This window comes from Pinirhizobacter soli, from assembly GCF_015905305.1.
GTDB classification, from domain to species: domain Bacteria; phylum Pseudomonadota; class Gammaproteobacteria; order Xanthomonadales; family Rhodanobacteraceae; genus Pinirhizobacter; species Pinirhizobacter soli.
The window spans coordinates 828,417-852,466 of record NZ_JADZLQ010000001.1 but is presented as its reverse complement, the minus strand read 5'-3'; the positions used below and the strand labels follow the sequence as shown (position 1 = coordinate 852,466).

The window sequence follows — 24,050 nt, the reverse complement described above, 5'->3', positions numbered from 1 at the left end:
ATGGCAGCGAACTACGTCACAATCACTGCAGATGGAGTGAGTAGCCTGTGATGGAATCGCTATTCTGCCGATATTGATCAGCCACGATTTCCATTGCAACCGGTAAAATATCAGACGATTCGCATCGCTTGCGTTTTCTTCCGGGTAAAAAAACGGTAACTTGTCGTTTCGCGGTCAGCGCGGCCTTAACTTCAGATCAGCTTCGGCGCGTGGCTTATGGAGGCGTTGAGATCCTGCTCGCGCAGCCAGCTTCGGTACGACTTCACGTGCTGCAGGCGGAAGCGTTCAACGTGGTCGATCAACGCGTAGTAGTACCACTGCTCGCCGGAAATCGCCGTGGATGGATAGAGGCTGGCTTCCGGGTTTTCCAGGCTCTTGTGATAGAAGCCGTCGCGCGAGGGGAACCAGGGCAGCGCCTCGCCACCACGCAGGGCTTCGAGCAAGGAGGGCGGGGCGCCGAGGTCGGCGGCGATCTCGTAATGGGCGCGGAGGTCTTCGTCGGTCTGTACCAGCAGGAAGCGACCGATGCCCCAGGCGTCGAGCAGCAACAGGCCCGTGGGATTGCAGTGCACGTAGCATTCCACCGGCTGGAAGGTGGCGGTAATGCCCTGCAGTACTTCGCGGAAGGCAGGGTCGCGCAGGAACCGGAAGTTGCCCAGGGCGAGGGTCTCGGCCACGAAGGCGCTGGCGCGGTCGAAGTACCGGCGCTGCAGTTCCACGATGGCGGTCTGCAGCTTGTCGATGGCGGCCGGATCGTTCTTGCGGATGAACCGGTCGATGATCCCCGCATTGAAGGCCTCGATCGCGGTGGCATCGTCGGCCCGGCCCGTAAGCAAGATTTTTCCTACATGCGGATTCGGCAAACGCTTGCAAAATGTAATGCCGTCCATCTCGGGCATGACCTGATCGACCACGACCACGGACACCTCGGCGAAACGCTCCGGGTCGTAAACCACCCGGTGGATGGAATCGATATCCAGTGCGACCAGTTCCTGCGTATCCGACGGCCGATCCTTCCAGCGGTACAGCCAGCCACCCCCGGGCACCGGCCGGCTGCCATTATTGCCCAGCGTCGCCAACGCCTGCCGCGGTGAGGAATACGTCCGCACGCGCAGCATCGGGTCGAGCAAAAGCGGCACGACATCGAGGTATTCCTCGTGGTCGTCCACCAGGACCGTCGTGGTCGGGAAGTGGAAGGGCTGGATATCACCCTGCACGTTGAGCGTCATGGTTGCCGTTCGGGATCGGGTGGAGGAAAGGTCAGGGTGAACTCGGTGAATTCCCCCCAGCGAGAACTGCATCGGATGGTCCCGCCCATATGCTCCATGGCTGCGCGGGAAAAAGCGAGCCCGATCCCTAAGCCGTCCACGCCATGTTTATCGTCCGAATGTGAATAGAATCGGTTGAAGATGCGCGGCAGGACGTCCGGCGGGATGCCGGGACCCGTATCGTGGACCCGGATCACGTGGTCTTCGGCACCCGGCTCGATATAGATCCGGATGACACCCTTGCCGGCGCGCCCGGTGTGCAAAAGGGCATTGCGCACCAGGTTGAAGATCACGTGGACCAGCAGGCTTTCCACGCCCATGAACAGGAAATCCCCGGCCGCCTCCAGGCGGACCCGCTCCCGTTCGCCCCGGGAGCCGTAAGGATACCGGTTGAGCGCCTGTTCCACGCATGCCAGGGCGGAAAGCTCCGTCGGGCGCACCTCGCCGATCGGCCGGGCGGCCAGCAGCAGCATGTCGATGATGGTGTTGGAGTACTCCACCTCCCGCTCCATGATGCCGATGCTGCGTTCCAGCGCCATCAGGTGGTTGCCGCGCAATTCGGCCACCGACAGGCCCGCTTCGAGCGCCATCTTGTGACTTTGCAGCAGATCCGGCAGGTAACGGCGCACGGCCTGGGCGGCGATGCGGACCGAGCCCAGCGGGGTGCGGAGTTCGTGGGCGATGTTGTTCGACGCGGCTGTGAGGGCGTCCAGCCGGTTCTGCTCGGCCATCGACGCGGACACCGTGCACACCGCACCGCCCGCCATGGCGAACATCAGGAGCGGGATGTACTCGATGAATGCTGCCGAGTTGAAGGGCAGGTGAGGGGTGACCAGGTAGGCCACCGCGGCCATCAGGCTGCCGACCACGAACACCAGCACGAAGCTGGACACGTCGAACAGCATCATCAGCAGCATGATCACCGCCAGGTGGGTCATCAGCCACACGGCCGTGCCGTTGCGCAGCGTCATGTAGCCCACGAAGAAGGGCATGCAGATGGTCATCACCGTGTACCAGTAGCTGGGCAGCCACGCACGGGTGCGCCGGGGCCACCACGGCAGCAGGGCAAGCGGGACGAACAGCACGCTACAGGCCAGGCGCAGGCCGAAATTCTCATAGGGCTGCGGGAACAGCCACGCCCAGATCGGGTAGTAGAACATCAGGCTGAGCGCGCCGACCACGCCGATCGCCACCATCTTCGGTTGCGAGTAGCGGGTGCGCGCGAACATCGTGGTCTCGAACCGCGTCAGCGCGCGGTACAGCAGCCACGCCCGCATGCGCAGGAAGCGCAGCGGCCCGGAAGAGCGTTGGACGGGCGGTTTCATCCGTGGGCAAGGCTTCCTTGGGAATGCCTAGCGATAAAGCTCGTGGCAACTCTTGCAGGTTTCCCCCACTTTCGCCATCGCCAGCTTCAGTGCCGGGCAGTCCGCGGGCGGGTTGGCAAGGGTGGTGGCCGCAGCATCGGTGAGCGCATGGGCATGCTTGAAGAAGTCAGGATCGGCGCCGGCGAAGGCCGGTTCAATTTCGGCGGCGGCGCCATTGATGCGGCGGAGGTGGTCCAGGCTTGCGTCGGCACGACACTGGCCGGCCTTGGCCTGGGCTCCCAGTGCCGAGACGTGGTGCCCCATGATGGCCATGACACCCCTTGTATAGGCATGGCGCGCCGCCATCGTATTGGCCGCATAGGAAGCGGCGATGGCGCCAACGGCCAGACCAATGACCAAAAGGATGATGGCTCGCATGGTTTCCCTCCGTAGCAACGAAGCCAAGCATATCCGACCGCCGTAACTTTCGCTTTGAAATATAATCCATTCAATGCATTAAGCGGATACCCTGATGTCAGTTCCCTCATTGGCCCTCGCGCCCCCGGCCGCCACCGCGTACGAACGCTTCGCCGGCATCGAGCGCCTGTATGGCGCGGGCTCCCTTTCCCGCCTGGTTGAGGCCCATGTCTGCGTGGTGGGCGTGGGCGGGGTGGGTTCGTGGGCGGCCGAGGCACTGGCAAGGTCAGGCGTAGGAAGGATCACCCTGATCGACGCCGACGACATCTGCCTTTCCAATACCAATCGCCAGTCGCATGCCCTGGACGGCCAGTACGGCCGCAGCAAGGTGCAGGTGGTGGCCGAGCGGTTGCGCGCGATCAACCCGGATATCGTGGTCGATCCAGTGGAGCAGTTCCTCACCACCGGCACGCTGGATGAACTCCTCGGTCGCGGCTACGACGCGGTGCTCGACGCCTGCGATGCGTTCCGGGTGAAGGTCGAAGCCATCGCCTGGTGCCGCCGGCGGAAGATCCCCACGGTGACGGTGGGTTCGGCCGGTGGCCGTACCGACCCCACCCAGGTGCGCGTGCGCGACCTCTCGCGCACCGAACACGATGCCATGTTCAGCCTGGTCCGGAAGAAACTCCGCCAGGAGTTCGGCTTCCCGAAAAACGCCGATCGCTACTTCGGCGTATCGGCGGTGTATTCGCTGCAGAACGTGCAATACCCGCAGGCGGACGGCAGCGTGTGCGGTACCCGCCCGGAAGGCGGCGATGCGCTGAAGCTCGATTGTGGCGGCGGCCTGGGCGCGGCCACACATGTCACGGGCACCTTCGCCTTTGCGGCGGTGGGCAAGATCCTGGAAAAACTCCTGGCCAGGTAACGGGTGTAGCGTCGCTACCAGCCCATGTAGTGCCCGCCATTGATGGCGAGGTTGGCGCCGGTGATCCATTCCGATTCCTGCGCGGTGAGGAACGTCACCGCGCGGGCAACTTCATCGGGATGGCCCATCCGGCCCATCGGGATCTGCGCCACGATCTTCTCACGCACTTCCAGAGGTACGGCCTTGACCATGTCGGTGGCGATGTAGCCGGGCGACACGGTGTTCACGGTGATGCCGTAACGGGCGTTTTCCAGCGCCAGGGAAATGGTGAAACCGTGGATGCCGGCCTTGGCCGCGGCGTAGTTCGCCTGGCCGTACTGGCCCTTCTGGCCGTTCACCGAACTGATCTGCACGATCCGGCCCCAGCGCCGCGCACGCATGCCCTCGATGATCGGCCGGGTGACGTTGAAGCAGGCGTTCAGGTTGGTCTGCACCACCTCGCTCCACTGCTGGTAGTCCATCTTATGGAAGGTGCTGTCGCGGGTGATGCCGGCGTTGTTGACCAGGATGTCGATCGGCCCGAGGGCGGCCTCCACTTCCTCGACCATGGCCTGGCTTGAGGCGTTGTCCGAAACGTCGCCATGCACCAGGGTGACTTCGTAACCGAGTTCGCGCATGCGCTGGCCCCAGGCCTGGGCCTTGTCGCGGTCGCGGTAATTGCTGGCAACGCGATGCCCCTGGTCGATCAGATGCCTGACCAGGGCGGTGCCGATGCCACCGGTGCCGCCGGTGACCAGGGCCGTGCGTTGCGTCATTGGAGCTGTTTCCTAGGAATGTTTGGTCCGGCGAACGCCGGTTGATCCGACGTTATAACGGTTCGGCCATATGGATGGCTACTTTGCCCGTGAGTGAAGCCAGGTCAAACCGTGGCAAGGCCCAGCAAAGCATCGTGGCGGCATCCGAATCGGGCGCGCCGGGGAGGCCCAGGCGCGTGAGCGTCCGGCGCAGGGCCGGCAGGCCATCGGCGTCGACGGCAGGCGCTCGGGTGGACTTGGCAAGCTTGCCGCCGCTCGCATCCACCAGCAGGGGAAGGTGGGCATACGCAGGCGCCGGCAGGCCCAACAGGCGCTGTAAAAGGATCTGGCGTGGCGTGGAGTCGATCAGGTCGCGCCCGCGCACCACCTCGCTGATGCCTTGCGCCGCGTCATCCACCGCACAGGCAAGCTGGTACGACCACAAGCGGTCGGCACGCAGCACGACGAAATCGCCGCCATCGGCCACCGGCCAAGTTTGCCTGCCGGCCACCAAGTCGTGCCAGGCGATCACCGCATCGCCAACGCGCAGGCGCCAGGCGGGCTGCCTGTCGCGCGGCGGCGACAGGCAGGAACCATGGTGGACGCCGCCACCGGCAGCGAGATCCGCGCGCGAGCACCAGCACTCGTACACCAGCCCGCCAGCTCGCAGGCTCTGGAAAGCATCGCGATAGGCGCCTTCGCGCGTCGACTGCAACCACACCGGTTCGTCCGGGTGCAGCGCCAGCGACGCCAGGGTGGACAGGATCGACGCCGTCGACCCAGGCACCTCGCGCGGCGGGTCGATATCGTCCACGCGCACAAGCCATGTCCCGCCTTGCTGGCGTGCCCGCAGCCAACTGGCCACGGCGGCCAGCAGTGATCCTTCGTGGAGGTCGCCGGTGGGCGAGGGGGCGAAGCGGCCGCGGTAGCTCATCGGGCAATTTTACCTGCCGCGACAGCAAGATGGGGAAGGGCATTCACCTTGAAACGAGGAACCGCAGCCCACAGAAATGGTCTTCCCTCTATCCACGGACGCAGGAGAGAAAACCACGTGCTTCGCATTGCCCTTTTCCTTGGTACCAACATCGCCGTCCTGTTGCTGTTGTCGGTGGTCTGCCGCCTTTTCGGCATTGATGAATGGGCAGCGCGCCAGGGCGTAGGCCTTGGCGGACTGCTGGCCTTCGCCGCCGTCTTCGGCATGGGCGGCGCGTTCATTTCGCTGGCCATGTCCAAGTGGCTGGCCAAGATGTCCACCGGCGCCCAGGTGATCACCGAACCGCGCAACGACACCGAGCGCTGGCTGCTGGCCACCGTGCGCAGACATGCGGAGAAAGCCGGCATCGGCATGCCGGAAGTGGCCATCTACGACGCCCCGGAGATGAACGCCTTCGCCACCGGCATGAGCCGCAACAGCGCGCTGGTGGCGGTCAGCACGGGCCTGCTGCAGCAGATGGACCGCGAACAGGTGTCCGCGGTGCTTGGCCATGAGATCGGCCACGTCGCCAACGGAGACATGGTGACCCTCACCCTGGTCCAGGGCGTATTGAACACGCTGGTGATCGTGCTGGCGCGCATCGTCGGCCGCGTGGTGGACAGCTGGATGTCCGGCGGACGCGATCGCGATGGCGGTGGCGGCATCGGATACTTCGTGGTGGTGATGGTGCTGCAGCTGGTCTTTGGTCTGTTTGCCTCGATGATCGTGGCCGCGTTCTCGCGCTGGCGCGAATTCCGCGCCGATGCCGCGGGCGCGAACCTCGCCGGCCGCGCATCGATGGTTTCGGCCCTCCAGCGCCTGGCCGCCAACCACGGCGAGTCCACCTTGCCGCAGACGATCGCGGCCTTTGGCATCGCCGGGCCGCTTGCCGAGGGGCTGAAGAAGCTCTTCATGAGCCATCCGCCGCTGCCCGAGCGCATCGCAGCCCTGCAGCGCGCGGCGTAAACTAGCGGGCCAACAGTACCGAAGGGCCGCGGCGATTCGCCAGGCGCCGCGGCCTCTTCTTTTCATCAACATCTGCAAGGTTGCATATCACCCATGACCACCGGTACCGAAACCCGCCGCTTCGAAGCTGAAGTCGCCCAGGTCCTGCACCTGGTCACCCATTCGTTGTACTCGCACAAGGAGATCTTCCTGCGCGAGCTGATCTCCAACGCCTCCGACGCCTGCGACAAGCTGCGTTTCGAGTCCCTGGCCAATCCCTCCCTGGCCGCGGAAGATTCCGAACTGCGCATCGAGGTCAGCTGGGACCCCGACGCCCGCACGGTAAGCGTGCGCGACAACGGCATCGGCATGAGCCGCGACGAGGTGATCGCCAACATCGGCACCGTCGCCAGCTCCGGCACGCGCCGTTACCTGGAAGCGCTCTCGGGCGAGCAGAAAAACGATGCCCGCCTGATCGGCCAGTTCGGCGTGGGCTTCTATTCGGCGTTCGTGGTGGCCGATCGGGTCACTGTGCTCAGCCGCCGCGCCGGCAGCGACGAGGGCGTGAAGTGGGAAAGCGACGGCAAGGGCGAGTACACGCTCGACGATGCAGCCGATCTTGCCCGCGGCACCACGGTGATCCTGCACCTGAAGGCTGACGAAGACGAATTCCTCCGCCCGTGGACGCTGCGCCAGACCATTCGCAAGTACTCCGACCATGTCGCCTTCCCGATCCGCGTACCGAAGGACAAGGACGGCAAGCCCGAAGACGGCGAGTTCGAGACCATCAACGCCGCTTCCGCGCTGTGGGCGCGCCCGAAGTCGGAGATCACCGAGGACGAATACCAGGGCTTCTATAAATCCCTGGGTCACGATTTCAACGATGCGCTCACCTGGACGCACAACCGCGTCGAGGGCAGCCAGAGCTTCACCACGCTGCTCTACCTCCCCAGCCAGCCGCCATTCGACCTGGCCATGGGCGGCCGCGACGAGCGCAAGGGCCTGAAGCTGTACATCAAGCGTGTTTTTATCATGGACGCCGCGGACGAACTGTTGCCCAACTACCTGCGCTTCGTGCGCGGCGTGGTGGATGCCGACGACCTGCCGCTGAACGTGAGCCGCGAGATCCTGCAGCAGAATCGCCAGCTGGAGAAGATCCGCGCCGCCTGCGTCAAGCGCGTGCTTGATCTCATCGAGAAACTCGCCCGCGACGACGCCGACAAATTCGCCACCTTCTGGAAAGCTTTCGGCAACACGCTCAAGGAAGGCATCGTCGAAGACAGCGCCAACCGCGAGCGCATTGCCAAGCTGCTGCGCTTTGCTTCGACCAAGGGCGAGGGTGCCGCCCAAGTGGTGTCGCTCGATGACTACATCGGCCGCATGCAGGTGGGCCAGGACGTGATCTGGGCCATCACCGCCGACAGTCATACCGCGGCTGCCGGCAGCCCGCAGCTGGAGGTGCTCAAGGCCCGCGATATCGAGGTGCTATTGCTGTCCGACCGCATCGACGAATGGATGCTGGGCAACCTCACCGAATACGCCGGCAAGAAGATCCAGAGTGCGGCCAAGGGCGAACTCCCGTTGGACGAAGCGGGCAAGCAGAAGCAGGAAGAGGCTTCCAAGCAGGCGGCGCCGCTGGTCGAACGCATCAAGGCACTTCTGGGCGAGCGTGTTGGCGATGTGCGCGTGTCGGCACGCCTTACCGATTCGCCCTCGTGCCTGGCCCTGGCCGATTTCGACATGGCCCCGCACCTGGCGCGCCTGCTTCGCGAGGCCGGCCACGAGATGCCCTCGGCCAAGCCGACGCTGGAGATCAATCCTGGCCATCGGCTGGTCCAGCGCCTGGAAGGTGAGGGCGACGATGCGAAGGCAGGTGATCTTGCCGCGCTGCTGCTCGAACAGGCGGAGATTACCGCCGGTGCGCAACTGGAAGATCCCGCCTCCTTTGTCCGCCGCATGAACCGTGTGTTATTGGGCTGATACGCCCACGCTTAGGGGGGAGCTGGGATGGACATCATCCGGCTCCCCTCGCGATGAGTGGCATCGCCGCACTGGCATAATGGGTTGATGTCTCCCCTTGTCACCTTGTTCGCTTGCCTGCTGCTGGGCATCGCGTGCCGCCGCTTCGCCCGCCTTCCCGAGGGCATCGTGCCCGGCATCAACTGGTGGGTCCTCAATATCGCCCTGCCGGCCCTGGTGCTGGCTCTCGTTCCGCGCCTGCATCCTGAGCCATCGCTGTGGTTGCCTGCGGCCGGTGCCTATGTAGTGTTCTTCGGCGCCTGGCTGGTGTTCGCCACGGTGGGTCGGTTCCTGGGATGGTCAAGAGCGCGCATCGGTTGCCTCACCCTGGTGTGCGGACTTGGCAACACTTCGTTCATGGGCTACCCGATGATGCAGGCGCTGCACGGCACGCCGGGGCTTTCCGTGGCCGTGGTGGCCGATCAACTGGGAACGTTCCCCCTGCTGGCCATCGGAGGTATCGCCGTGGCCTCGCTGTATTCCGGCTCGAAGCCGTCGGTTGCCGTGATGGCGCGTCGCCTGTTCACCTTCCCGGCCTTCCTGGCCCTGTTGCTTGGCGTGGCCATCGGCATGCTTGGTGGCTGGCCGGCCACCGTTGAGGGTGCGCTCGAGCAGGTGGGAGGGACCCTTACGCCACTGGCGTTGTTCTCGGTGGGCCTGCAATTCCGCCTGCATCTGGAAGCTGGGCAAGCAGGCGCGCTTGTGCTGGGACTTGCCTGGAAGCTGATGTTGGCCCCGGTGCTGGTCTTGCTGCTGGGACTTGCCTGTGGTTACGGTGGCGTGGTGCTGGTAGTAGCGGTGCTGCAGGCCGCCATGGCCCCGATGATTTCCGCCGCGATTCTTGCCGATCAGTACAACCTCGAACCGCGGCTGGGGAACACGGTGCTGGGCGCGGGCATCGCGTTGTCGTTGCTCACCATCACCGCCGGCAACGCCTTGTTGATGATGATGCGATGACGTCCAGCCCGGCCGCTGAAGATGGTGTGGTACGTGCCGACGTGTGGCTTTGGGCTGCGCGCATGTACAAGACGCGTTCGATCGCCAGGCAAGCGATCGATGGCGGTAAGGTCGATCTCAACGGGCACGCCGTCAAACCCGCCAGATCCGTGCGTGCCGGCGATGTGTTCGAGTTGACGCGGGGCAACGAGCGCATCGAAGTACGGGTACTTGCCGTTTCCGAGCGCAGGGGCCCGGCACCCGACGCCGCGTTGCTTTACGTGGAGACTGAACGCAGCATAGCCCGCCGCCAGGCCGAGGTCGCGCTGCGTCGCCAGCATGCCGGCGCGCCACGTCCGCCAGGGCGTCCGGACAAGCAAGACCGACGTCTCCTGCAGAGGTTGAAGAAGTCCATCAGGGATTGAGCAAATTGTGATTGTCTAACGGCACGGGCGCTCAATAAGATCCCTGGATGTTTCATCGCCCCGACATGCGACGCGGCCTCTGGTTCCGGTTCCAGATGATGTTCCTGCTTGCCTTGCTGGCTGCCGGCCACGGCGTGCTTACCCGTACGACTTGCCTGGTCGCTGACACGCTTGATGGTGCATCGGCCGTGGCAATCGTGGCCGACACCCCTTGCGCCACCGGTGAAACCGGCTGCCACGCCGACTGCGGCTTGACTGCCATGCCGGCTTGCGCCTTCGCCGCGCGGCTGCTCGCCGCGCCGTCCGCGGGCACCGATCCTGCGTGTGATTCGGGCTACATCGCGCGCGCCACCGATCCACCGATCCGGCCTCCCATCGTCTAGGCGTATCAGCCTCGGTCCCCCGGCCGCTTTCACCCTTTGATGGAGAGATACCTTGCGAGCCTTGATGCCTGCGGCGTACGCGTGCGCCGCCTTGATAGCTTGTTCCCCGTCGTTCGCGCGAGCGGCTGGGTCCCTTCCCCAGCCATCCGAGGTGGCGCCTGCCGCCGTGCGTGACGCCGCTCGTGCGTTGTGGCTGTCCAGTCCCGATGTCGAGGCCGCTCGTGCCATGCTCGACGCGGCGCGCGCCCGCGCGCGCGCCGGGGCATTGCCGGTATACAACCCCCAGCTGCAGGCAGGAATCCAGAACGCCGACAATCAGCAGCGGAGCGTTGGCGTGGGCATCACGTTGGACGTGACCGGCAAACGAAAGGCCTTAACTCGCCAGGCTGATGCTGGCGTGCGCGTTGCCAGCGCCGGCTACGAGCGCTCCCGTCGGGACGTCACCTTGCGCTGGCTCAAGACGTCCGCCGCGGTGAATGTTGCTTCGCTGGCGCGCCAGGTTGGTGAACGCCGCGTGCAGGTCCTGGAACGATTCGATGCACTGGCCGCGCGACAGCTCGCCGTGGGCGACGTGGGGCCGCCCGAGCGCGACCTTGCCTCCCTTGCGCTGGCCGAAGCACGCGTGGACCAGGCCGCGAGGCTTGCAGACGAAGCCGCCGCGGTGGCCAACCTCGTGGCGGTGGCGCCGGTGCCCGCCGCGCCCTTGCATGCAGTGATCAATGCCGGTCGTTTGCCGGCGCCCGCAACCGAGCAAGCAATGATCGACACGTTACCCGAACTTGCCCAGGCCAGGGCCCAGGCTGACGCGTCCGATGCGGCGGTGTCCGTCGCCGACCGTGCGCGTCGTCCCGATCCCACGCTTAGCCTCGTCGCCGGCACATCGCGCGCAGGACGGCGAAATGATTCATTGATTGGCCTGAATGTCTCCATTCCGTTACCGGTGCGCAACAACGGCCGTGACCTGGTGGCGGCCGCCAGCGCGGAGGCCGCCGCCGCCAGCGCCCAGGTACGGGCGCTGCAGATGCGCACCGACGCCGACGCTCTGGCGGCGCGGACGAGTTATGTAGCGCTGCGCGAGGCCGCCGCGGCCGTCGGCGGCACGCGCGCTGCCGCCTTCGACGATCGCGTGGCGATCCTCGAGCGCCTTTGGCAATCGGGCGAAATAACCACGTCCGACTACCTGCTGCAATTGCGGCAATCACTCGATACCGCCTTGTCGGTGACGCGCTTGCAAGGTGATGCCGTGCAGGCGTGGTTCGACTACCTGGCCGCGTCCGGGCAACTGATGGCATGGATCGGCGACAACGATGGAGCGACCGAATGAAAGCTTGCATGACCGGTGTGGCAATGATCGCCGCGTTGTTACTGTCGACGGCCCGGGCGGCCGAGGACAATCCGCTGCAATTGGATGCAGAGGCAGTGAAGTCCACCAATATCGTGGTCCGCAAGGCATCAGCGCGAATGCTTGCCGAGGAATTGCGCGCACCTGCCCAGGTGCGCGCCAATGCCTACGCCAGCACCCTGGTCACCTCGCGCGTGGAAGCGCAGGTGGTAGCCCGGCGAGCGCGCCTGGGTGATGAAGTGGCCGCGGGTCAGCCCCTGGTGGAGCTGGCCAGCATCGAAGTGGCGCAGGCCCAGGGCGATCTGATCGTGGGCGAGCAGGATTGGCAACGCGTGCAGTCACTGGGCCTGCAGGCGGTTTCGGCGCGGCGCTATTTCACGGCGAAGGTCCAGCGCGACCAGGCAAGATCGAAATTGCTTGCCTATGGTTTGACCCCGGGCCAGTTATCCGCATTGCTCAAAGCCGGTTCGGCCAGCGCCGACGGCCGGTTCGCTTTGTACTCGCCATCGAAGGGAAGGGTCACCACCGATGATTTCCTGGTTGGCGAGCGCGTGGCGCCTGGCCGCACGTTGCTTACCGTCACTGACGAGTCTTCGGTATGGGTCGAAGCCAGCGTGGTCCCGTCGGATGCGTCGCGCATCGACACCGGCGCATCTGCACGCATCCTGGTCGGTGGTCGCGAGTTGGCTGGACGCGTGGTGCAACGTGCCCATACGGCCGATGAAACCTCAAGGACGGTGCCGGTGCGCATACGCGTGGACAATGCCGACGATGCCCTGCATGCGGGCGAATTGGTCGATGCGCGGATTGCCGTCGGGCAGGCACGCGCCGTGCTGGCAGTACCAACCGAAGCCGTCGTGCTCATCAAGGACTCAAGCTTCATCTTCGTGCCCGTCGGCAACGACACCTTCGAACCGCGCGCGGTGAAGACTGGGGCCAGCCGCGGCGGCTGGACGCCGGTCGACGATGGCCTTGCCGTGGGTGCGCCCTATGTTGCCAGCGGGGCATTCGAGCTCAAGGCCAGGTTGCTGCGCTCGCAATTGGGAGAAGAATGATGCTTGGGGCGATCGTCTCCTTCGCGTTGCGCTACCGCCTGCTGGTGCTCATCGCCTTCGCCCTGGTCGCCGCCTTCGGCGTCAGGACCCTGATGCGCCTTCCGATCGACGCGTTCCCAGACGTCACCCCGGTGCAGGTGAATGTGTACACCGAGTCCGCGGGGCTTGCCGCCGAGGACGTCGAGCAGCTCTTGACCACCCCGGTCGAATCGGCCCTCGCCGGCCTGCCCGATGTCCAGGAAATCCGCTCGGTCAGCCTGTTCGGCCTTTCCTACGTGTCGGTGAATTTCGACGATGCGGTCGACATCTACTTCGCGCGCCAGCTTGTCAACGAGCGCCTGCAGCAGGTTGGCGCCGAGTTGCCCGCTGGCTATGGCAAGCCCGAGCTCGGGCCCAACAGCTCGGGGCTGGGCCAGGTGCTCTGGTACACCGTCGAGCGCAGTGGTGATGGCGACTCCCCCAGTGACATGGACCTGCGTACGCTGCAGGACTGGACCATACGGCTGGCATTGCGCACAACGCCCGGCGTTGACGACATCACGTCGTGGGGAGGCCAGCAGAAGCAGTTCCAGGTGCGGGTGGACCCTTCGAAACTGGTGGCCCACGGCCTGAGCTTCGGTGACATCGCCCGCGCGCTTGAGGCCAATAATGCGCAGGTCGGTGGCAATGTGCTTAACGTGGGGCGCGAACAATACCTGGTGCGTGGCCTGGGGCTGCTCCGCAACGGCGATGACATTGGCGCGATCGTCCTGAAGACCGCCGAAGGCGCGCCGGTGTTCATGCGCGACGTCGCTGTGGTGGTGGAAGCGGGCGCCCCGCGCAGCGGCGCGGTCACCCGTGATGGCCGCGAAGTGGTGCTGGGGCAAGCGCTGGCCCGCACGGGCGAGAATGCGCGGAACGTGGTGGAAGCGGTCCGCGCGCGGTTGTCCAGGGTGACCGATACGCTTGCCGACGGGGTTAGTGTGTCGACGGTCTACCAGCGCACGGACCTGGTCGACGCGGCCGTGGGCACGGCGGTGCGCGCCCTCATCGAGGGCACGGTGCTGGTTGCCGTGGTGCTGTTCCTCTTTCTTGGGGAGATACGCAGCGCGGTGGTGGTCGTGGTCACCCTTCCGTTGGCCATGCTGATGGCCTTCATCGGCATGGGGCAGGCCGGACTATCGGCCAATCTGATGTCGTTGGCTGGGCTTGCCATCGGCATCGGCATGATGATCGACGGGGCCATCGTGGTGGTGGAGAATGCCTATCGTTTGCTCGCCGAGCAGCGCGCCGCCGGTGGAACGATCGACCGCACCGCCGCTGTGCTAGAGGCCAGCCGCGAAGTGGCAGCGCCCGTGGCCTTCGCCATCCTCATCATCATCGTGGTCTTCATGCCGCTGTTCAGCCTCGAGGGGCTCGAGGGCAAGATGTTCCGTCCGATGGCCATGAACATCGCATTTGCCATGGGCGGCTCGCTGGTGCTGGCACTGACCCTGGTACCGGTGCTCGCTTCCTTCCTGCTCCGGCCCGGCGAGGAAAAAGACACGCGGATGATGGCGTGGTTCAAGCGTGTCCATGCGGCGCTGCTTGGCTATGCACTGCGCCACCGGCGCATCGTGGTCGTCGCTGCCGTTGCTGGCCTGGCCAGTTGCGCGGCGCTATTTCCCTTCCTGGGCAAGGAATTCATTCCAACGCTCCGCGAGGGATCGATCATCTGGCGCGTTACCTCGATTCCTTCTGCGTCGCTGGACGAATCCATCGCCGTCTCGCGCCGGATCGCCGACGCGGTCAAAGCGGGCATTCCCGAGGTTGAAACTACCCTTGCCATGATCGGGCGCGCCGAGAAAGGCGAGACGGTGGACGTCAACAGCATGGAGATATTCACGCCGTTGAAAGGACGCGATGAGTGGGCGCCGGGACGCACGCTCGAATCGATCGAGGCGCAGATGCAGGCGGTGATCGAGGCAGCCGTGCCCACGGCGGTGGTCAGCTATTCCCAGCCGATCCAGTCGCGCGTGGAGGAACTCATCTCCGGGGTGCGGGCCACCCTTGCATTGAAGATCTACGGCGATGACCTGGGCCAGATCGAATCCCTCGCGGCACGCGCGAAGGAGATCCTCAAGGGCGTGCCCGGCGTGACCGACCTTGCGCTGGAAGCCAACGCCGGCAAGCCCCAATTACGCATCGCCGTCGATCGCGACGCGCTGGCCCGGCACGGCCTCAATGCCGACGATGTGCTCTCGGTCGTGCGCGTGGGGATCGGCGGCGAACCCGTGTCCAGCCTAATCGAAGGCGTCCGCCGCTTCGATATCGCCGTCGGGCTTCCCCCAGGCGACAAGGCGTCACCCGAGGCCATCGCCCAGTTGCCGCTGCGCACGCCCACCGGAGCGATCGTCCGTCTGGCGCAGGTGGCGTCGGTGGACCTGGCCGAGGGTTATTCGTTCATCCGACGCGAGCAGCTGCAACGCTATGCGGTAATCACCATGGATGTGCGCGGCCGGGATGTTGATGGCTTCGTCGCCGATGCAAACGTGGCGCTTTCCGCAATGACGCTTCCGCCCGGCTTCACCACCACCTGGGGCGGCGCCTTCGAAAACCAGCAGCGCGCGCTGGGTCGGCTTGCACTGATCGTCCCGGCGACGATCTTCTTCATCTTCCTGCTGCTCTACGCGGCGTTCAATTCCCTGAAGATCGCGGCGCTGATCCTCGCCAACGTGCCATTCGCGGCCATCGGCGGGGTAGTGGCGCTGGCCTTGACCGGCCAGTACCTGTCGGTGCCTTCGGCCATCGGTTTCATTGCTGTATTCGGCGTGGCCATGCTCAACGGCATCGTCCTGGTGACCTTCATGAACCAGCAACGGGCCCGCGGGCTGTCGCCACGCGAGGCGGTGTTGCAGGGCACGGCGCTTCGCCTGCGGCCGGTGCTGATGACCGCAAGCGTGGCCATTCTGGGGCTGCTGCCGATGCTTGTCTCGCGCGGAGTTGGCGCGGAAACCCAACGGCCACTGGCGACCGTGGTGGTGGGCGGGCTGATAACGTCCACGCTGCTCACATTGCTGCTGTTGCCAGTGATCTACGAATGGATCGAGGAGCGGGCGATGCGCAAGTCCACGCGCTGAAGAAGCAAAGGCGTCGGAGTGAGGCTACCCTGGCGCCTTTCGATCAAATGCCGCGTGCCAGGCGATGCAGCCGGTACAGGGCGTCCAGTGCATCGCGTGGTGTCATCGCATCAGGATCGAGCGCACGCAGCGATTCTTCAACCACTGATGGCAGCGGCGGGCTAAACAGCCCCATCTGCGGGGTAGGGGCTGCCACCGGCGGCGCACTGGCGTGGGCGATCTGCTGGCCCTGTTCCAGGGCCGCCAGGTAACGCCGCGCATCGGCCACGACGGTGGGTGGCAAGCCCGCTAGCGCAGCCACCTGCAGCCCGAAGCTGCGATTGGCAGGGCCTTCCTTCACGGCATGCATGAACACCAGCTGGTCGCCGTACTCCACCGCGTCCAGATGGACATTGGCCACACAAGGCATCTCGCCGGCCAGCGCGGTCAGTTCAAAGTAGTGCGTGGCGAACAGGGTATAGGCGCGGCTGGTCGCGGCCAGGTGCACGGCCGCGGCGCGGGCGAGCGCCAGGCCGTCGTAGGTGCTGGTGCCACGACCCACTTCATCCATCAGCACAAGGCTTTGCGCAGTGGCGTTGTGCAGGATGTTGGCGGTCTCGGTCATTTCCACCATGAAGGTGGACTGGCCGCGCGAAAGATCATCCCCGGCGCCGATGCGGGTGAAGATGCGGTCCACCGGGCCAAGGCAGGCCTCGGCGGCGGGAACGTAGCTGCCAATATGCGCCAGCAGCACGATCAGCGCGTTCTGCCGCATGTAGGTGGATTTACCGCCCATGTTCGGCCCGGTGATCACCAGCATGCGGCGGGAGTCGTCCAGGCACAGGTCGTTGGGTTCGAACGGGTCGTCGCGTACTTTTTCAACCACCGGATGGCGGCCCCGCACGATGCGCAGGCCGTCGCGTTCGGTCAGTTCCGGCTGTGCCCAGTCCAGCACGTCGGCACGTTCGGCGAGGTTGGCCAGCACGTCCAGTTCCGCCATCGCGGAGGCTGCGGATTTCAAGGGTGCAAGCTGCTCGATCAAGGTATCGAGCAGCGCCTCGTAAAGGGCGCGCTCGCGCATCAGCGAGCGTTCCTTGGCCGACAGCACTTTGTCCTCGAAGCCCTTCAGTTCCTCGGTGATGTAGCGCTCGGCGTTCTTGGTGGTCTGGCGGCGCGTGTAGTGCGTGGGTGCGCGGCCGCTCTGGCCCTTGCCGATCTCGATGTAGTAGCCATGGACGCGGTTGTAGCCCACTTTCAGTGAGGTGATGCCGCTGGCGGCCTTCTCGCGCTCCTCCAGTTCCACCAGATACTGGTCGGCATGCGTGGACAAGCGGCGCAGTTCGTCCAGCTCGGCATCGTGGCCGTCGGCGATCACGCCGCCGTCGCGGATCAGCGCCGGCGGTTGTTCGATCACCGCGCGCTGCAGCAGCGCTGCCAGTTCGTGATGCTCGCCGATGCGCGACACCAGGGCATGCAGCAACGGGCTGTCCAGCGCTGCGATTTCATCACGCAACGAGGGCGCCGCAAGCAGGCCGTCGCGCAGGGTCGATAGATCACGCGGTCTGGCCGAACGCAAAGCCACGCGGGCCAGGATGCGTTCCAGGTCGCCGATGCCGCGCAGGCGTTCGCGCAGGGAAAGGTGCCGGCGGGTATCGAGAAGAAGCGCAATCGCCTGGTGGCGTTCGCGCAACAGGGGTTGCGAACGCAGCGGGCGGTTCAGCCAGCGCCTGAGCAGGCGCGCGCCCATGGGCGTTACGGTTTCATCGAGCACGCCGAGCAGGGTGTGCTCGGTGCGGCCGGTGGGATGGGTATCGATTTCCAGGTTGCGCCGGGTGGCCGCGTCCATGGCGATGGTTTCACCGGCGCTTTCCACTGCCATGCCCGAAAGATGGGGCAGGGCGCTCTTCTGGGTTTCCTCCACGTAGCCGAGCAGGCAACCGGCGGCGGCCACCGCGACGGGCATGCCTTCGACGCCGAATCCGGAGAGATCACGCACCTTGAAGAAACGGCACAGTTCACGCAGGGCTGCCGCGCCGTCGAAGTGCCAGGGCTGGCGCTTGCGCAGGCCAGGCAAGCTGCTGACCATCCGGGGCCATGCGACATCTTCGCCTACCAGCGTCTCGGCCGGCGCCAGGCGGGCGAGTTCCGCGGCCAGCCCTTCGGCGCCATTGACTTCGCTCAACAGGAAGCGGCCGGTGGACAGGTCCACCCAGGCCAGGCCGTAACGCGCGCCATCAGCCGCGATGGACAGCAACAGGTTGTCGCGGCGGTCTTCCAGCAGGGCGGCGTCGGTGACCGTGCCCGGGGTGACGATGCGCACCACCTTGCGCTCCACCGGCCCCTTCGACAGCGCCGGATCGCCTACCTGTTCGCAAATCGCCACCGATTCACCCAGTTTCACCAGGCGGGCCAGGTAGTTCTCCGCGGCGTGGTAGGGGACGCCCGCCATCGGGATCGGCGCGCCGGCCGACTGGCCGCGCTGGGTGAGGGTAATGTCCAGCAGTCGCGCGGCCTTGCGCGCGTCATCGTAGAAAAGCTCGTAGAAGTCGCCCATGCGGAAGAACAGCAATACATCCGGATGTTCGGCCTTTGCGGCCAGGTACTGGCGCATGAAGGGAGTGTGCGAGGTGGCGTCCTGCGTCATGGCGTCAAGTCTTGGCGATACGGTGATGGGGGAGTAGAACGTGCGTTCCCTTCCCCGCAAAAGCGAAAGTCTCGCATGGAGCACCCCTCCATTCCCACCGATGGCGATCTGTACCAACTGGCCGGCAAGGTGGCCGTGGCTGCGCAGGAGCGCCGCCTGATGGTCGTGACCGCCGAATCGTGCACTGGCGGCTGGGTCGCCAAGAGCCTCACCGATCTTCCCGGTAGTTCCGCCTGGTTCGATGCCGGCGTGGTTACCTACAGCTACGAAGCCAAGGAGGCCCTGCTCGGGGTGAACCCGCGCACGCTAGAGGCCACGGGCGCCGTGAGCGAATCGACCGTGACGGAAATGGTCTCCGGCGCCTTGTCGCGCTTTGGCGCAGGCCTTGCCGTGGCTGTTACCGGTATCGCAGGGCCCTCCGGCGGCACGCCCGACAAGCCCGTCGGCACGGTATGGATTGGCTGGAAACGGCGTGGCGGCTATGCGCATGCCAAGTTGTTCCATTTCGACGGCGACCGCGAAGCGGTGCGCCGGCAGACCGTGGGCGCCGCCCTCGAAGGCATGCTGCTTGCCCTGACGGGTTAACAGGCCACATCCGCCAGGGCAAACCCGGATGGGTATGGGATAATTGAATTTAGTCCTGGTGGATCGCAGTCCCTGAGATCGCCGCGGCGCAAGATACACCTACATCAAACGACCTCACGCGGGAATGCAAACGATGGATGACAACAAGCGCAAGGCGCTCGCCAGTGCCCTCGGCCAGATCGAAAAGCAGTTCGGCAAGGGCGCGGTCATGCGCCTGGGCGACCGCCCCGACGACACCATCGACACCGTGTCCACCGGCTCCCTGGGCCTGGATATCGCGCTGGGCATCGGCGGCCTGCCGCGCGGCCGCGTGGTCGAGATCTACGGCCCGGAATCCTCGGGTAAAACCACGCTCACCCTGCAGGTCATCGCCGCCTGCCAGCGCGCTGGAGGCACCGCGGCCTTCGTCGACGCCGAGCACGCCCTCGATCCGTCCTATGCCGAAAAACTCGGTGTGAAGGTCGACGACCTCCTGGTCTCCCAGCCCGATACGGGCGAGCAGGCGCTTGAAATCGCCGACATGCTGGTCCGCTCCGGCGCCGTGGACATTGTCGTGGTCGACTCGGTCGCCGCTCTCACGCCCAAGGCGGAAATCGAAGGCGAGATGGGCGACTCCCACGTCGGCCTGCATGCCCGCCTGATGAGCCAGGCCCTGCGCAAGCTCACGGCCAACATCAAGAAAACCAACTGCCTGGTGATCTTCATCAACCAGATCCGCATGAAGATCGGCGTGATGTTCGGGTCGCCGGAAACCACCACCGGTGGCAATGCGCTGAAATTCTATGCCTCGGTGCGCCTGGACATCCGCCGCATCGGCGCGGTGAAGAAGGGTGACGAAGTGATTGGTTCGGAAACCCGCGTAAAGGTGGTAAAAAACAAGGTGGCGCCGCCGTTCCGCCAGGCGGAATTCGAAATCCTCTATGGCGAGGGCACCTCGCGCGAAGGCGAGATCATCGAGCTGGGCGTGCGCGAGAACCTGATCGACAAATCTGGCGCCTGGTACAGCTACAAGGGCGACCGCATCGGCCAGGGCAAGGAAAACGTGCGTCAGTTCCTGCGCGACAACCCGGCCATCGCCAACGAGGTCGATACGGAGCTGCGTGCGCGCCTGCTGGTCAAGCCCGCTCCCCGTGGCGCGGCACCGGAAGAGGCCCTCGAAGAGGCCTGATACACAGGCGTGCTCTTGCATTAACCTTGAAGAAGCCGCGCCCCGTGCGCGGCTTCTTCATTTTTCAAGGAACTGCCATGCCGCGTCGCGAGCGACCGGGGAAGCCTGCGAAGGGTGAGAAGCCCCAACGCACGGCGTACGACAAGGCCCTGGGCCTGCTGGCACGGCGCGAACATTCCGGGCGTGAGCTTTCCCGGAAGCTCGGCCAGGGTGGTTACGACCGCCAGGACACCACTGAAGCGATCGGGCGCCTGGGCGAGCAGGGCTACCAGGACGACGACCGCTTCGCCTCCATGCTGGTGCGCAACCGCGCCAGCCATGGGTACGGTCCGGCCCGCATCCGGGCCGAATTGCGCAACCACGGGATTGGCGAGGCCGTAGCCCGGCGCCTTCTGGACGAAGCAGAGGTCGACTGGCACGAACTGGCCGCCGACATCCTGCGTCGCCGCTACGGTGGTCCCACGGCCGACTACGCCGAACGCGGCCGCCGGGCCCAGTTCCTCTTGCGCCGCGGCTTCGCGGCCGCCACAGTACGTAGTCTCACCCACGCTGAAGTGGACGACGCAGCCGACGATTGACCGGGTCCGACCGGCTAGTGTCCTGCCGCCGCCACTCCCCGTGGCGACCGAAATCCAAGGCATGGCCCTACCGTCCCCGATGAAAACCGCGCAGATCCGCTCCACCTTCCTTGAGTATTTCCGCAGCAAGGGACACACCATCGTCCCGTCCGCGTCCCTGGTGCCCGCCAGCGACCCGACCTTGCTGTTCACCAACTCAGGCATGGTGCCGTTCAAGAATGTCTTCCTGGGCAGCGAAAAGCCCGGATACGTTCGCGCGGCTGACGTCCAACGCTGCCTGCGCGCCGGCGGCAAGCACAACGACCTGGACGCGGTGGGCTACACCGCGCGCCACCACACCTTCTTCGAGATGCTGGGCAACTGGTCGTTCGGCGACTACTTCAAGCAAGACGCCATTGCCTATGCCTGGGAATTGCTCACCGGTGTGTTCAAGCTGCCGGCCGATCGCCTGTGGGTCACGGTGTACCACACCGACGAGGAGGCCTACCGGATCTGGAACCAGACCGTCGGCGTGCCGGCCGAGCGCATTGTGCGCATCGGCGACAACAAGGGCGCGCCGTATGCCTCGGACAATTTCTGGCAGATGGCCGACACCGGCCCCTGCGGCCCCTGCACGGAGATTTTCTTCGACCATGGTCCGGACGTTTCCGGCGGCCCCCCGGGCTCGCCCGATGAAGACGGCGACCGCTACATCGAGATCTGGAACCTGGTGTTCATGCAGTTCGACCGCGCGCCCGATGGCACGCTCTCAGCCTTGCCCGCACCGTGCGTCGATACCGGCATGGGCCTGGAGCGCCTGGCCGCGGTACTCCAGCATGTCCATTCCAATTACGAGATCGACCTTTTCGCCCACCTGATCCGCAAGGCGGGTGAATTCACCGGCACCACCGATCTCGCCAACAAGTCGCTGCGCGTGATTGCCGACCATATCCGCGCCTGCTCGTTCCTTATCGTCGATGGCGTATTGCCGTCCAACGAAGGCCGGGGCTATGTACTCCGCCGCATCATCCGCCGCGCACTGCGCCATGGATGGATGCTGGGCGTGCGCGGCGATTTCTTCTGGAAGATGGTCGCGCCGCTGGTGGAGGAAATGGGCGAGGCCTACCCGGAACTGCCGGCCAAGCGCGCACTGGTGGAACAGGCCCTGCGCACCGAGGAACTGCGGTTCGGCGAAACCTTGGAAAAGGGCATGCGCCTATTCGACGAGGTAGCCCGCAGGGCCCATGGCAGCATACCGGGCGAGGACGCATTCCGGCTTTACGACACCTACGGCTTCCCGGTGGATCTCACAGCCGACATTGCCCGCGAGCGGGGCTTGTCGGTGGACATGGCAGGGTTTGAAACGGCCATGGAACAGCAACGCGCCCTGGCTCGCAAATCCAGCCAGTTCGAATCGAAGGGCCAGCTGCCGGCGGACGTGGCCAGCGCGCTGGCGCCGACTGTATTCGAGGGCTACGACGCGCTCGAACGCGAAGGCGGCAAGGTGGTTGCCATCGTGCGCGAGGGCAAATCCATTGGCGTCCTGGACGATGGCGTGGAAGCCACGGTGCTGCTGGACCGCACGCCGTTCTACGCCGAATCCGGCGGCCAGGTGGGCGACACCGGCAGGCTCAATGCCGGCGACGGGCAATTCGATGTCGCCGACACGCGCAAGCTCGGCGGCGTGTTCTTCGGTCATGTCGGTCGCTGGAAGGGTGCCCAACCGCTACGCGTGGGCGACATCGTGGTTGCCAGCGTCGACGTCGAGCGCCGCCGGGCCACGGTGCTGAACCACTCGGCCACCCACCTGTTGCACGCGGCGCTGCGCACCGTGCTTGGCGAACACGTGGCGCAAAAGGGCTCGCTGGTCGCGCCCGACCGCCTGCGATTCGATTTCTCGCACTTTGCACCCGTCACCCCGGCGGAGCTTGCGCAGGTCGAGGCCATGGTCAATGCCTCGGTGCGTGGCAATGCCGAGGCCGAGGTACACCAGATGGGCTACGACGATGCCATCGAATTCGGCGCCATCGCCCTCTTTGGCGAGAAATACGGCGACGAAGTACGCGTGTTGCGCATGGGGGAATTTTCCACCGAGCTGTGCGGCGGCACCCATGTCGGCCGTACCGGCGACATTGGGCTGTTCAAGATCATCAGCGAAAGCGGCGTGGCGTCGGGCGTGCGCCGCATCGAGGCGGTGACCGGTGACGGTGCGTTGGCCTTCGTGGCCGACGAGGAGCGCCGGCTGGCCCAGGTGTCGGCCTTGCTGTCGGTCAGTGGTGACGAAGTGGTGGAAAAACTCCGCCAGCTTTTCGATCGACAGAAAAAGCTCGAGCGCGAACTTGAATCGTTCAAGGCGAAGGCCGCCGGTTCAGCTTCCGCGGACCTGGCCGCCTCGGCGGTGGAGGTAAAGGGAATCAAGGTGGTTGCCGCGCGCCTGGAGGGCCTGGATGCCAAGGCCCTGCGCGACGCGCTGGACCGCCTGAAGCAGGAACTTGCCGACTGCGCGATCGTCCTTGCCGGTGCGGCCGACGGCCGGGCCTCGCTGGTCGCCGGTGTCGGCGGATCGGCGCTGGGACGGATCAAGGCCGGCGATCTCGTGGCCCATGTGGCGGCGGCGATCGACGGCAAGGGCGGCGGCCGCCCGGACATGGCCCAGGGCGGTGGAACGGATGGACCGGCGCTGGTCAAGGCCCTGGCAGAGTTGCCCGCATGGATTGCCACGCGCGTCGGCTGAAAGGAAGATAACCGGGAATCGACGTTCCCGCGGTACACCGTCGGCGGTTTGGTACGTTGTTTGCGTTGCGCACCCCGCTTCGGCTCGTTAGTATCACCCGACTATCGATGCCGCCGCAGTGGGGGGGTGTCGAGTCGAGTGGTCGTGATTGGCCGCTGGTTATCCGAGTGTGTTGAGCCGGACAGGGTTAAGGTCCCTGGCCCGGGCGGTACGTCGAACCGTCGAGCGACGATCTCGGGGTGAGTCGTCGTCCGGTGGCTGGCCAATGACCTGAGTAAATGGAGTAACTATCATGTTGATTCTGACCCGCCGGGTCGGTGAAACCCTGATGATCGGCGACGAGGTGACCGTCACCGTTCTCGGTGTGAAGGGCAATCAGGTGCGCATTGGCATCAATGCTCCGAAGAATGTCGCGGTGCACCGCGAGGAGATTTACCAGCGCATCAAGAACGAGAACGATCCTTCCGACGGCGAGGTCGGCTAGGGTCATTGAGGCTTGTCGCACGCTCCCAAGGTCGGTATCCTTGGCGGCTCTTTCGGACCAAACACCCGAAGGCCC

General features: G+C 65.3%; 20 protein-coding genes. 14 read left to right on the top strand and 6 right to left on the bottom strand.

The window, feature by feature from the left end:
- Window positions 1–191 precede the first annotated feature (191 nt).
- Genes NDK18_RS03430 through NDK18_RS03420 form a run of 3 tightly spaced genes read right to left on the bottom strand, consistent with a single transcriptional unit; the run spans window position 192 to window position 3,010 of the window.
- Window positions 192–1,229, bottom strand: coding sequence for a response regulator (locus NDK18_RS03430; RefSeq protein WP_250625712.1), 1,038 nt, complete (start codon window positions 1,227–1,229; stop codon window positions 192–194).
- A complete protein-coding gene (locus NDK18_RS03425) occupies window positions 1,226–2,593 on the bottom strand; it encodes a sensor histidine kinase (RefSeq protein WP_250625713.1) in 1,368 nt (455 codons plus the stop codon). The genes NDK18_RS03430 and NDK18_RS03425 overlap by 4 nt, the downstream gene beginning before the upstream one ends.
- A gap of 27 nt (window positions 2,594–2,620) precedes the next feature.
- Entirely contained in the window at window positions 2,621–3,010 is a 390-nt protein-coding gene (locus tag NDK18_RS03420; protein ID WP_250627090.1) for a cytochrome c, read from the bottom strand.
- 94 nt (window positions 3,011–3,104) lie between these two features.
- Between NDK18_RS03420 and tcdA the strand changes: the two genes are divergently transcribed.
- Entirely contained in the window at window positions 3,105–3,914 is an 810-nt protein-coding gene (tcdA, locus tag NDK18_RS03415; protein ID WP_250627089.1) for a tRNA cyclic N6-threonylcarbamoyladenosine(37) synthase TcdA, read from the top strand.
- Window positions 3,915–3,928: 14 nt separating this feature from the next.
- On the opposite strand, the gene phbB is transcribed toward tcdA, so the two are convergent.
- Together phbB and gluQRS are read right to left on the bottom strand one after the other, a co-directional pair.
- A complete protein-coding gene (gene phbB / locus NDK18_RS03410) occupies window positions 3,929–4,669 on the bottom strand; it encodes an acetoacetyl-CoA reductase (RefSeq protein WP_250625716.1) in 741 nt (246 codons plus the stop codon).
- A 52-nt stretch (window positions 4,670–4,721) separates the two neighbouring features.
- The gene (gluQRS, locus tag NDK18_RS03405) at window positions 4,722–5,582 is read right to left on the bottom strand and encodes a tRNA glutamyl-Q(34) synthetase GluQRS (RefSeq protein ID WP_250627088.1); all 861 of its coding nucleotides are present in this window, start codon (window positions 5,580–5,582) and stop codon (window positions 4,722–4,724) included.
- A 117-nt stretch (window positions 5,583–5,699) separates the two neighbouring features.
- Here gluQRS and htpX point away from each other — a divergent pair, with 117 nt between their 5' ends.
- The 8 genes from htpX to NDK18_RS03365 all read left to right on the top strand — a co-directional run bounded on the left by htpX (window position 5,700) and on the right by NDK18_RS03365 (window position 15,824).
- Window positions 5,700–6,587 carry a protease HtpX gene (htpX, locus tag NDK18_RS03400; RefSeq protein WP_250627087.1) on the top strand — a complete coding sequence of 296 codons (888 nt, stop codon included), beginning with the start codon at window positions 5,700–5,702 and terminating at the stop codon, window positions 6,585–6,587.
- 93 nt (window positions 6,588–6,680) lie between these two features.
- Entirely contained in the window at window positions 6,681–8,546 is a 1,866-nt protein-coding gene (htpG, locus tag NDK18_RS03395) for a molecular chaperone HtpG (protein ID WP_250627086.1), read from the top strand.
- 87 nt (window positions 8,547–8,633) lie between these two features.
- Window positions 8,634–9,542 carry an AEC family transporter gene (locus NDK18_RS03390; protein WP_250625720.1) on the top strand — a complete coding sequence of 303 codons (909 nt, stop codon included), beginning with the start codon at window positions 8,634–8,636 and terminating at the stop codon, window positions 9,540–9,542.
- The gene (locus NDK18_RS03385; protein ID WP_250625721.1) at window positions 9,539–9,946 is read left to right on the top strand and encodes an RNA-binding S4 domain-containing protein; all 408 of its coding nucleotides are present in this window, start codon (window positions 9,539–9,541) and stop codon (window positions 9,944–9,946) included. Before NDK18_RS03390 ends, NDK18_RS03385 begins: the two co-directional genes overlap by 4 nt.
- A gap of 47 nt (window positions 9,947–9,993) precedes the next feature.
- On the top strand, window positions 9,994–10,329 hold the full coding sequence (locus NDK18_RS03380; RefSeq protein WP_250625722.1) for a hypothetical protein: 336 nt from the start codon (window positions 9,994–9,996) through the stop codon (window positions 10,327–10,329).
- Window positions 10,330–10,495: 166 nt separating this feature from the next.
- Window positions 10,496–11,653: a TolC family protein gene (locus NDK18_RS03375; RefSeq protein ID WP_250627085.1), complete on the top strand. Its 1,158-nt coding sequence runs from the start codon at window positions 10,496–10,498 to the stop codon at window positions 11,651–11,653.
- An 8-nt stretch (window positions 11,654–11,661) separates the two neighbouring features.
- Window positions 11,662–12,726, top strand: coding sequence for an efflux RND transporter periplasmic adaptor subunit (locus tag NDK18_RS03370; RefSeq protein ID WP_250625724.1), 1,065 nt, complete (start codon window positions 11,662–11,664; stop codon window positions 12,724–12,726).
- Window positions 12,726–15,824, top strand: coding sequence for an efflux RND transporter permease subunit (locus NDK18_RS03365; protein WP_250627084.1), 3,099 nt, complete (start codon window positions 12,726–12,728; stop codon window positions 15,822–15,824). Before NDK18_RS03370 ends, NDK18_RS03365 begins: the two co-directional genes overlap by 1 nt.
- A gap of 43 nt (window positions 15,825–15,867) precedes the next feature.
- On the opposite strand, the gene mutS is transcribed toward NDK18_RS03365, so the two are convergent.
- Window positions 15,868–18,447 carry a DNA mismatch repair protein MutS gene (mutS, locus tag NDK18_RS03360; RefSeq protein WP_250627083.1) on the bottom strand — a complete coding sequence of 860 codons (2,580 nt, stop codon included), beginning with the start codon at window positions 18,445–18,447 and terminating at the stop codon, window positions 15,868–15,870.
- Window positions 18,448–18,522: 75 nt separating this feature from the next.
- Between mutS and NDK18_RS03355 the strand changes: the two genes are divergently transcribed.
- From NDK18_RS03355 to csrA, 5 genes are all read left to right on the top strand, one after another.
- Window positions 18,523–19,032, top strand: a complete 510-nt coding sequence (locus NDK18_RS03355) for a CinA family protein (protein WP_250625727.1) — start codon at window positions 18,523–18,525, stop codon at window positions 19,030–19,032.
- Window positions 19,033–19,165: 133 nt separating this feature from the next.
- Entirely contained in the window at window positions 19,166–20,200 is a 1,035-nt protein-coding gene (recA, locus tag NDK18_RS03350; RefSeq protein WP_250625728.1) for a recombinase RecA, read from the top strand.
- Window positions 20,201–20,277: 77 nt separating this feature from the next.
- Window positions 20,278–20,778, top strand: coding sequence for a regulatory protein RecX (locus NDK18_RS03345; RefSeq protein ID WP_250625729.1), 501 nt, complete (start codon window positions 20,278–20,280; stop codon window positions 20,776–20,778).
- Window positions 20,779–20,857: 79 nt separating this feature from the next.
- On the top strand, window positions 20,858–23,491 hold the full coding sequence (gene alaS / locus NDK18_RS03340) for an alanine--tRNA ligase (RefSeq protein ID WP_250627647.1): 2,634 nt from the start codon (window positions 20,858–20,860) through the stop codon (window positions 23,489–23,491).
- A gap of 292 nt (window positions 23,492–23,783) precedes the next feature.
- Window positions 23,784–23,975, top strand: coding sequence for a carbon storage regulator CsrA (gene csrA / locus NDK18_RS03335; protein ID WP_250625730.1), 192 nt, complete (start codon window positions 23,784–23,786; stop codon window positions 23,973–23,975).
- The last annotated feature ends 75 nt before the right edge of the window (window positions 23,976–24,050 follow it).

Excerpts from the sequence above, each read along its gene's own strand:
- NDK18_RS03420 (WP_250627090.1), bottom strand. The coding sequence starts at position 3,010 with ATGCGAGCCATCATCCTTTTGGTCATTGGTCTGGCCGTTGGCGCCATC.
- csrA (WP_250625730.1), top strand. The coding sequence starts at position 23,784 with ATGTTGATTCTGACCCGCCGGGTCGGTGAAACCCTGATGATCGGCGAC.
- alaS (WP_250627647.1), top strand. The coding sequence starts at position 20,858 with ATGAAAACCGCGCAGATCCGCTCCACCTTCCTTGAGTATTTCCGCAGC.
- NDK18_RS03390 (WP_250625720.1), top strand. The coding sequence starts at position 8,634 with ATGTCTCCCCTTGTCACCTTGTTCGCTTGCCTGCTGCTGGGCATCGCG.
- mutS (WP_250627083.1), bottom strand. The coding sequence starts at position 18,447 with ATGACGCAGGACGCCACCTCGCACACTCCCTTCATGCGCCAGTACCTG.
- NDK18_RS03365 (WP_250627084.1), top strand. The coding sequence starts at position 12,726 with ATGCTTGGGGCGATCGTCTCCTTCGCGTTGCGCTACCGCCTGCTGGTG.
- NDK18_RS03355 (WP_250625727.1), top strand. The coding sequence starts at position 18,523 with ATGGAGCACCCCTCCATTCCCACCGATGGCGATCTGTACCAACTGGCC.
- NDK18_RS03430 (WP_250625712.1), bottom strand. The coding sequence starts at position 1,229 with ATGACGCTCAACGTGCAGGGTGATATCCAGCCCTTCCACTTCCCGACC.
- gluQRS (WP_250627088.1), bottom strand. The coding sequence starts at position 5,582 with ATGAGCTACCGCGGCCGCTTCGCCCCCTCGCCCACCGGCGACCTCCAC.
- recA (WP_250625728.1), top strand. The coding sequence starts at position 19,166 with ATGGATGACAACAAGCGCAAGGCGCTCGCCAGTGCCCTCGGCCAGATC.
- NDK18_RS03345 (WP_250625729.1), top strand. The coding sequence starts at position 20,278 with ATGCCGCGTCGCGAGCGACCGGGGAAGCCTGCGAAGGGTGAGAAGCCC.
- NDK18_RS03425 (WP_250625713.1), bottom strand. The coding sequence starts at position 2,593 with ATGAAACCGCCCGTCCAACGCTCTTCCGGGCCGCTGCGCTTCCTGCGC.
- NDK18_RS03380 (WP_250625722.1), top strand. The coding sequence starts at position 9,994 with ATGTTTCATCGCCCCGACATGCGACGCGGCCTCTGGTTCCGGTTCCAG.
- phbB (WP_250625716.1), bottom strand. The coding sequence starts at position 4,669 with ATGACGCAACGCACGGCCCTGGTCACCGGCGGCACCGGTGGCATCGGC.
- htpG (WP_250627086.1), top strand. The coding sequence starts at position 6,681 with ATGACCACCGGTACCGAAACCCGCCGCTTCGAAGCTGAAGTCGCCCAG.
- tcdA (WP_250627089.1), top strand. The coding sequence starts at position 3,105 with ATGTCAGTTCCCTCATTGGCCCTCGCGCCCCCGGCCGCCACCGCGTAC.
- NDK18_RS03385 (WP_250625721.1), top strand. The coding sequence starts at position 9,539 with ATGACGTCCAGCCCGGCCGCTGAAGATGGTGTGGTACGTGCCGACGTG.
- NDK18_RS03370 (WP_250625724.1), top strand. The coding sequence starts at position 11,662 with ATGACCGGTGTGGCAATGATCGCCGCGTTGTTACTGTCGACGGCCCGG.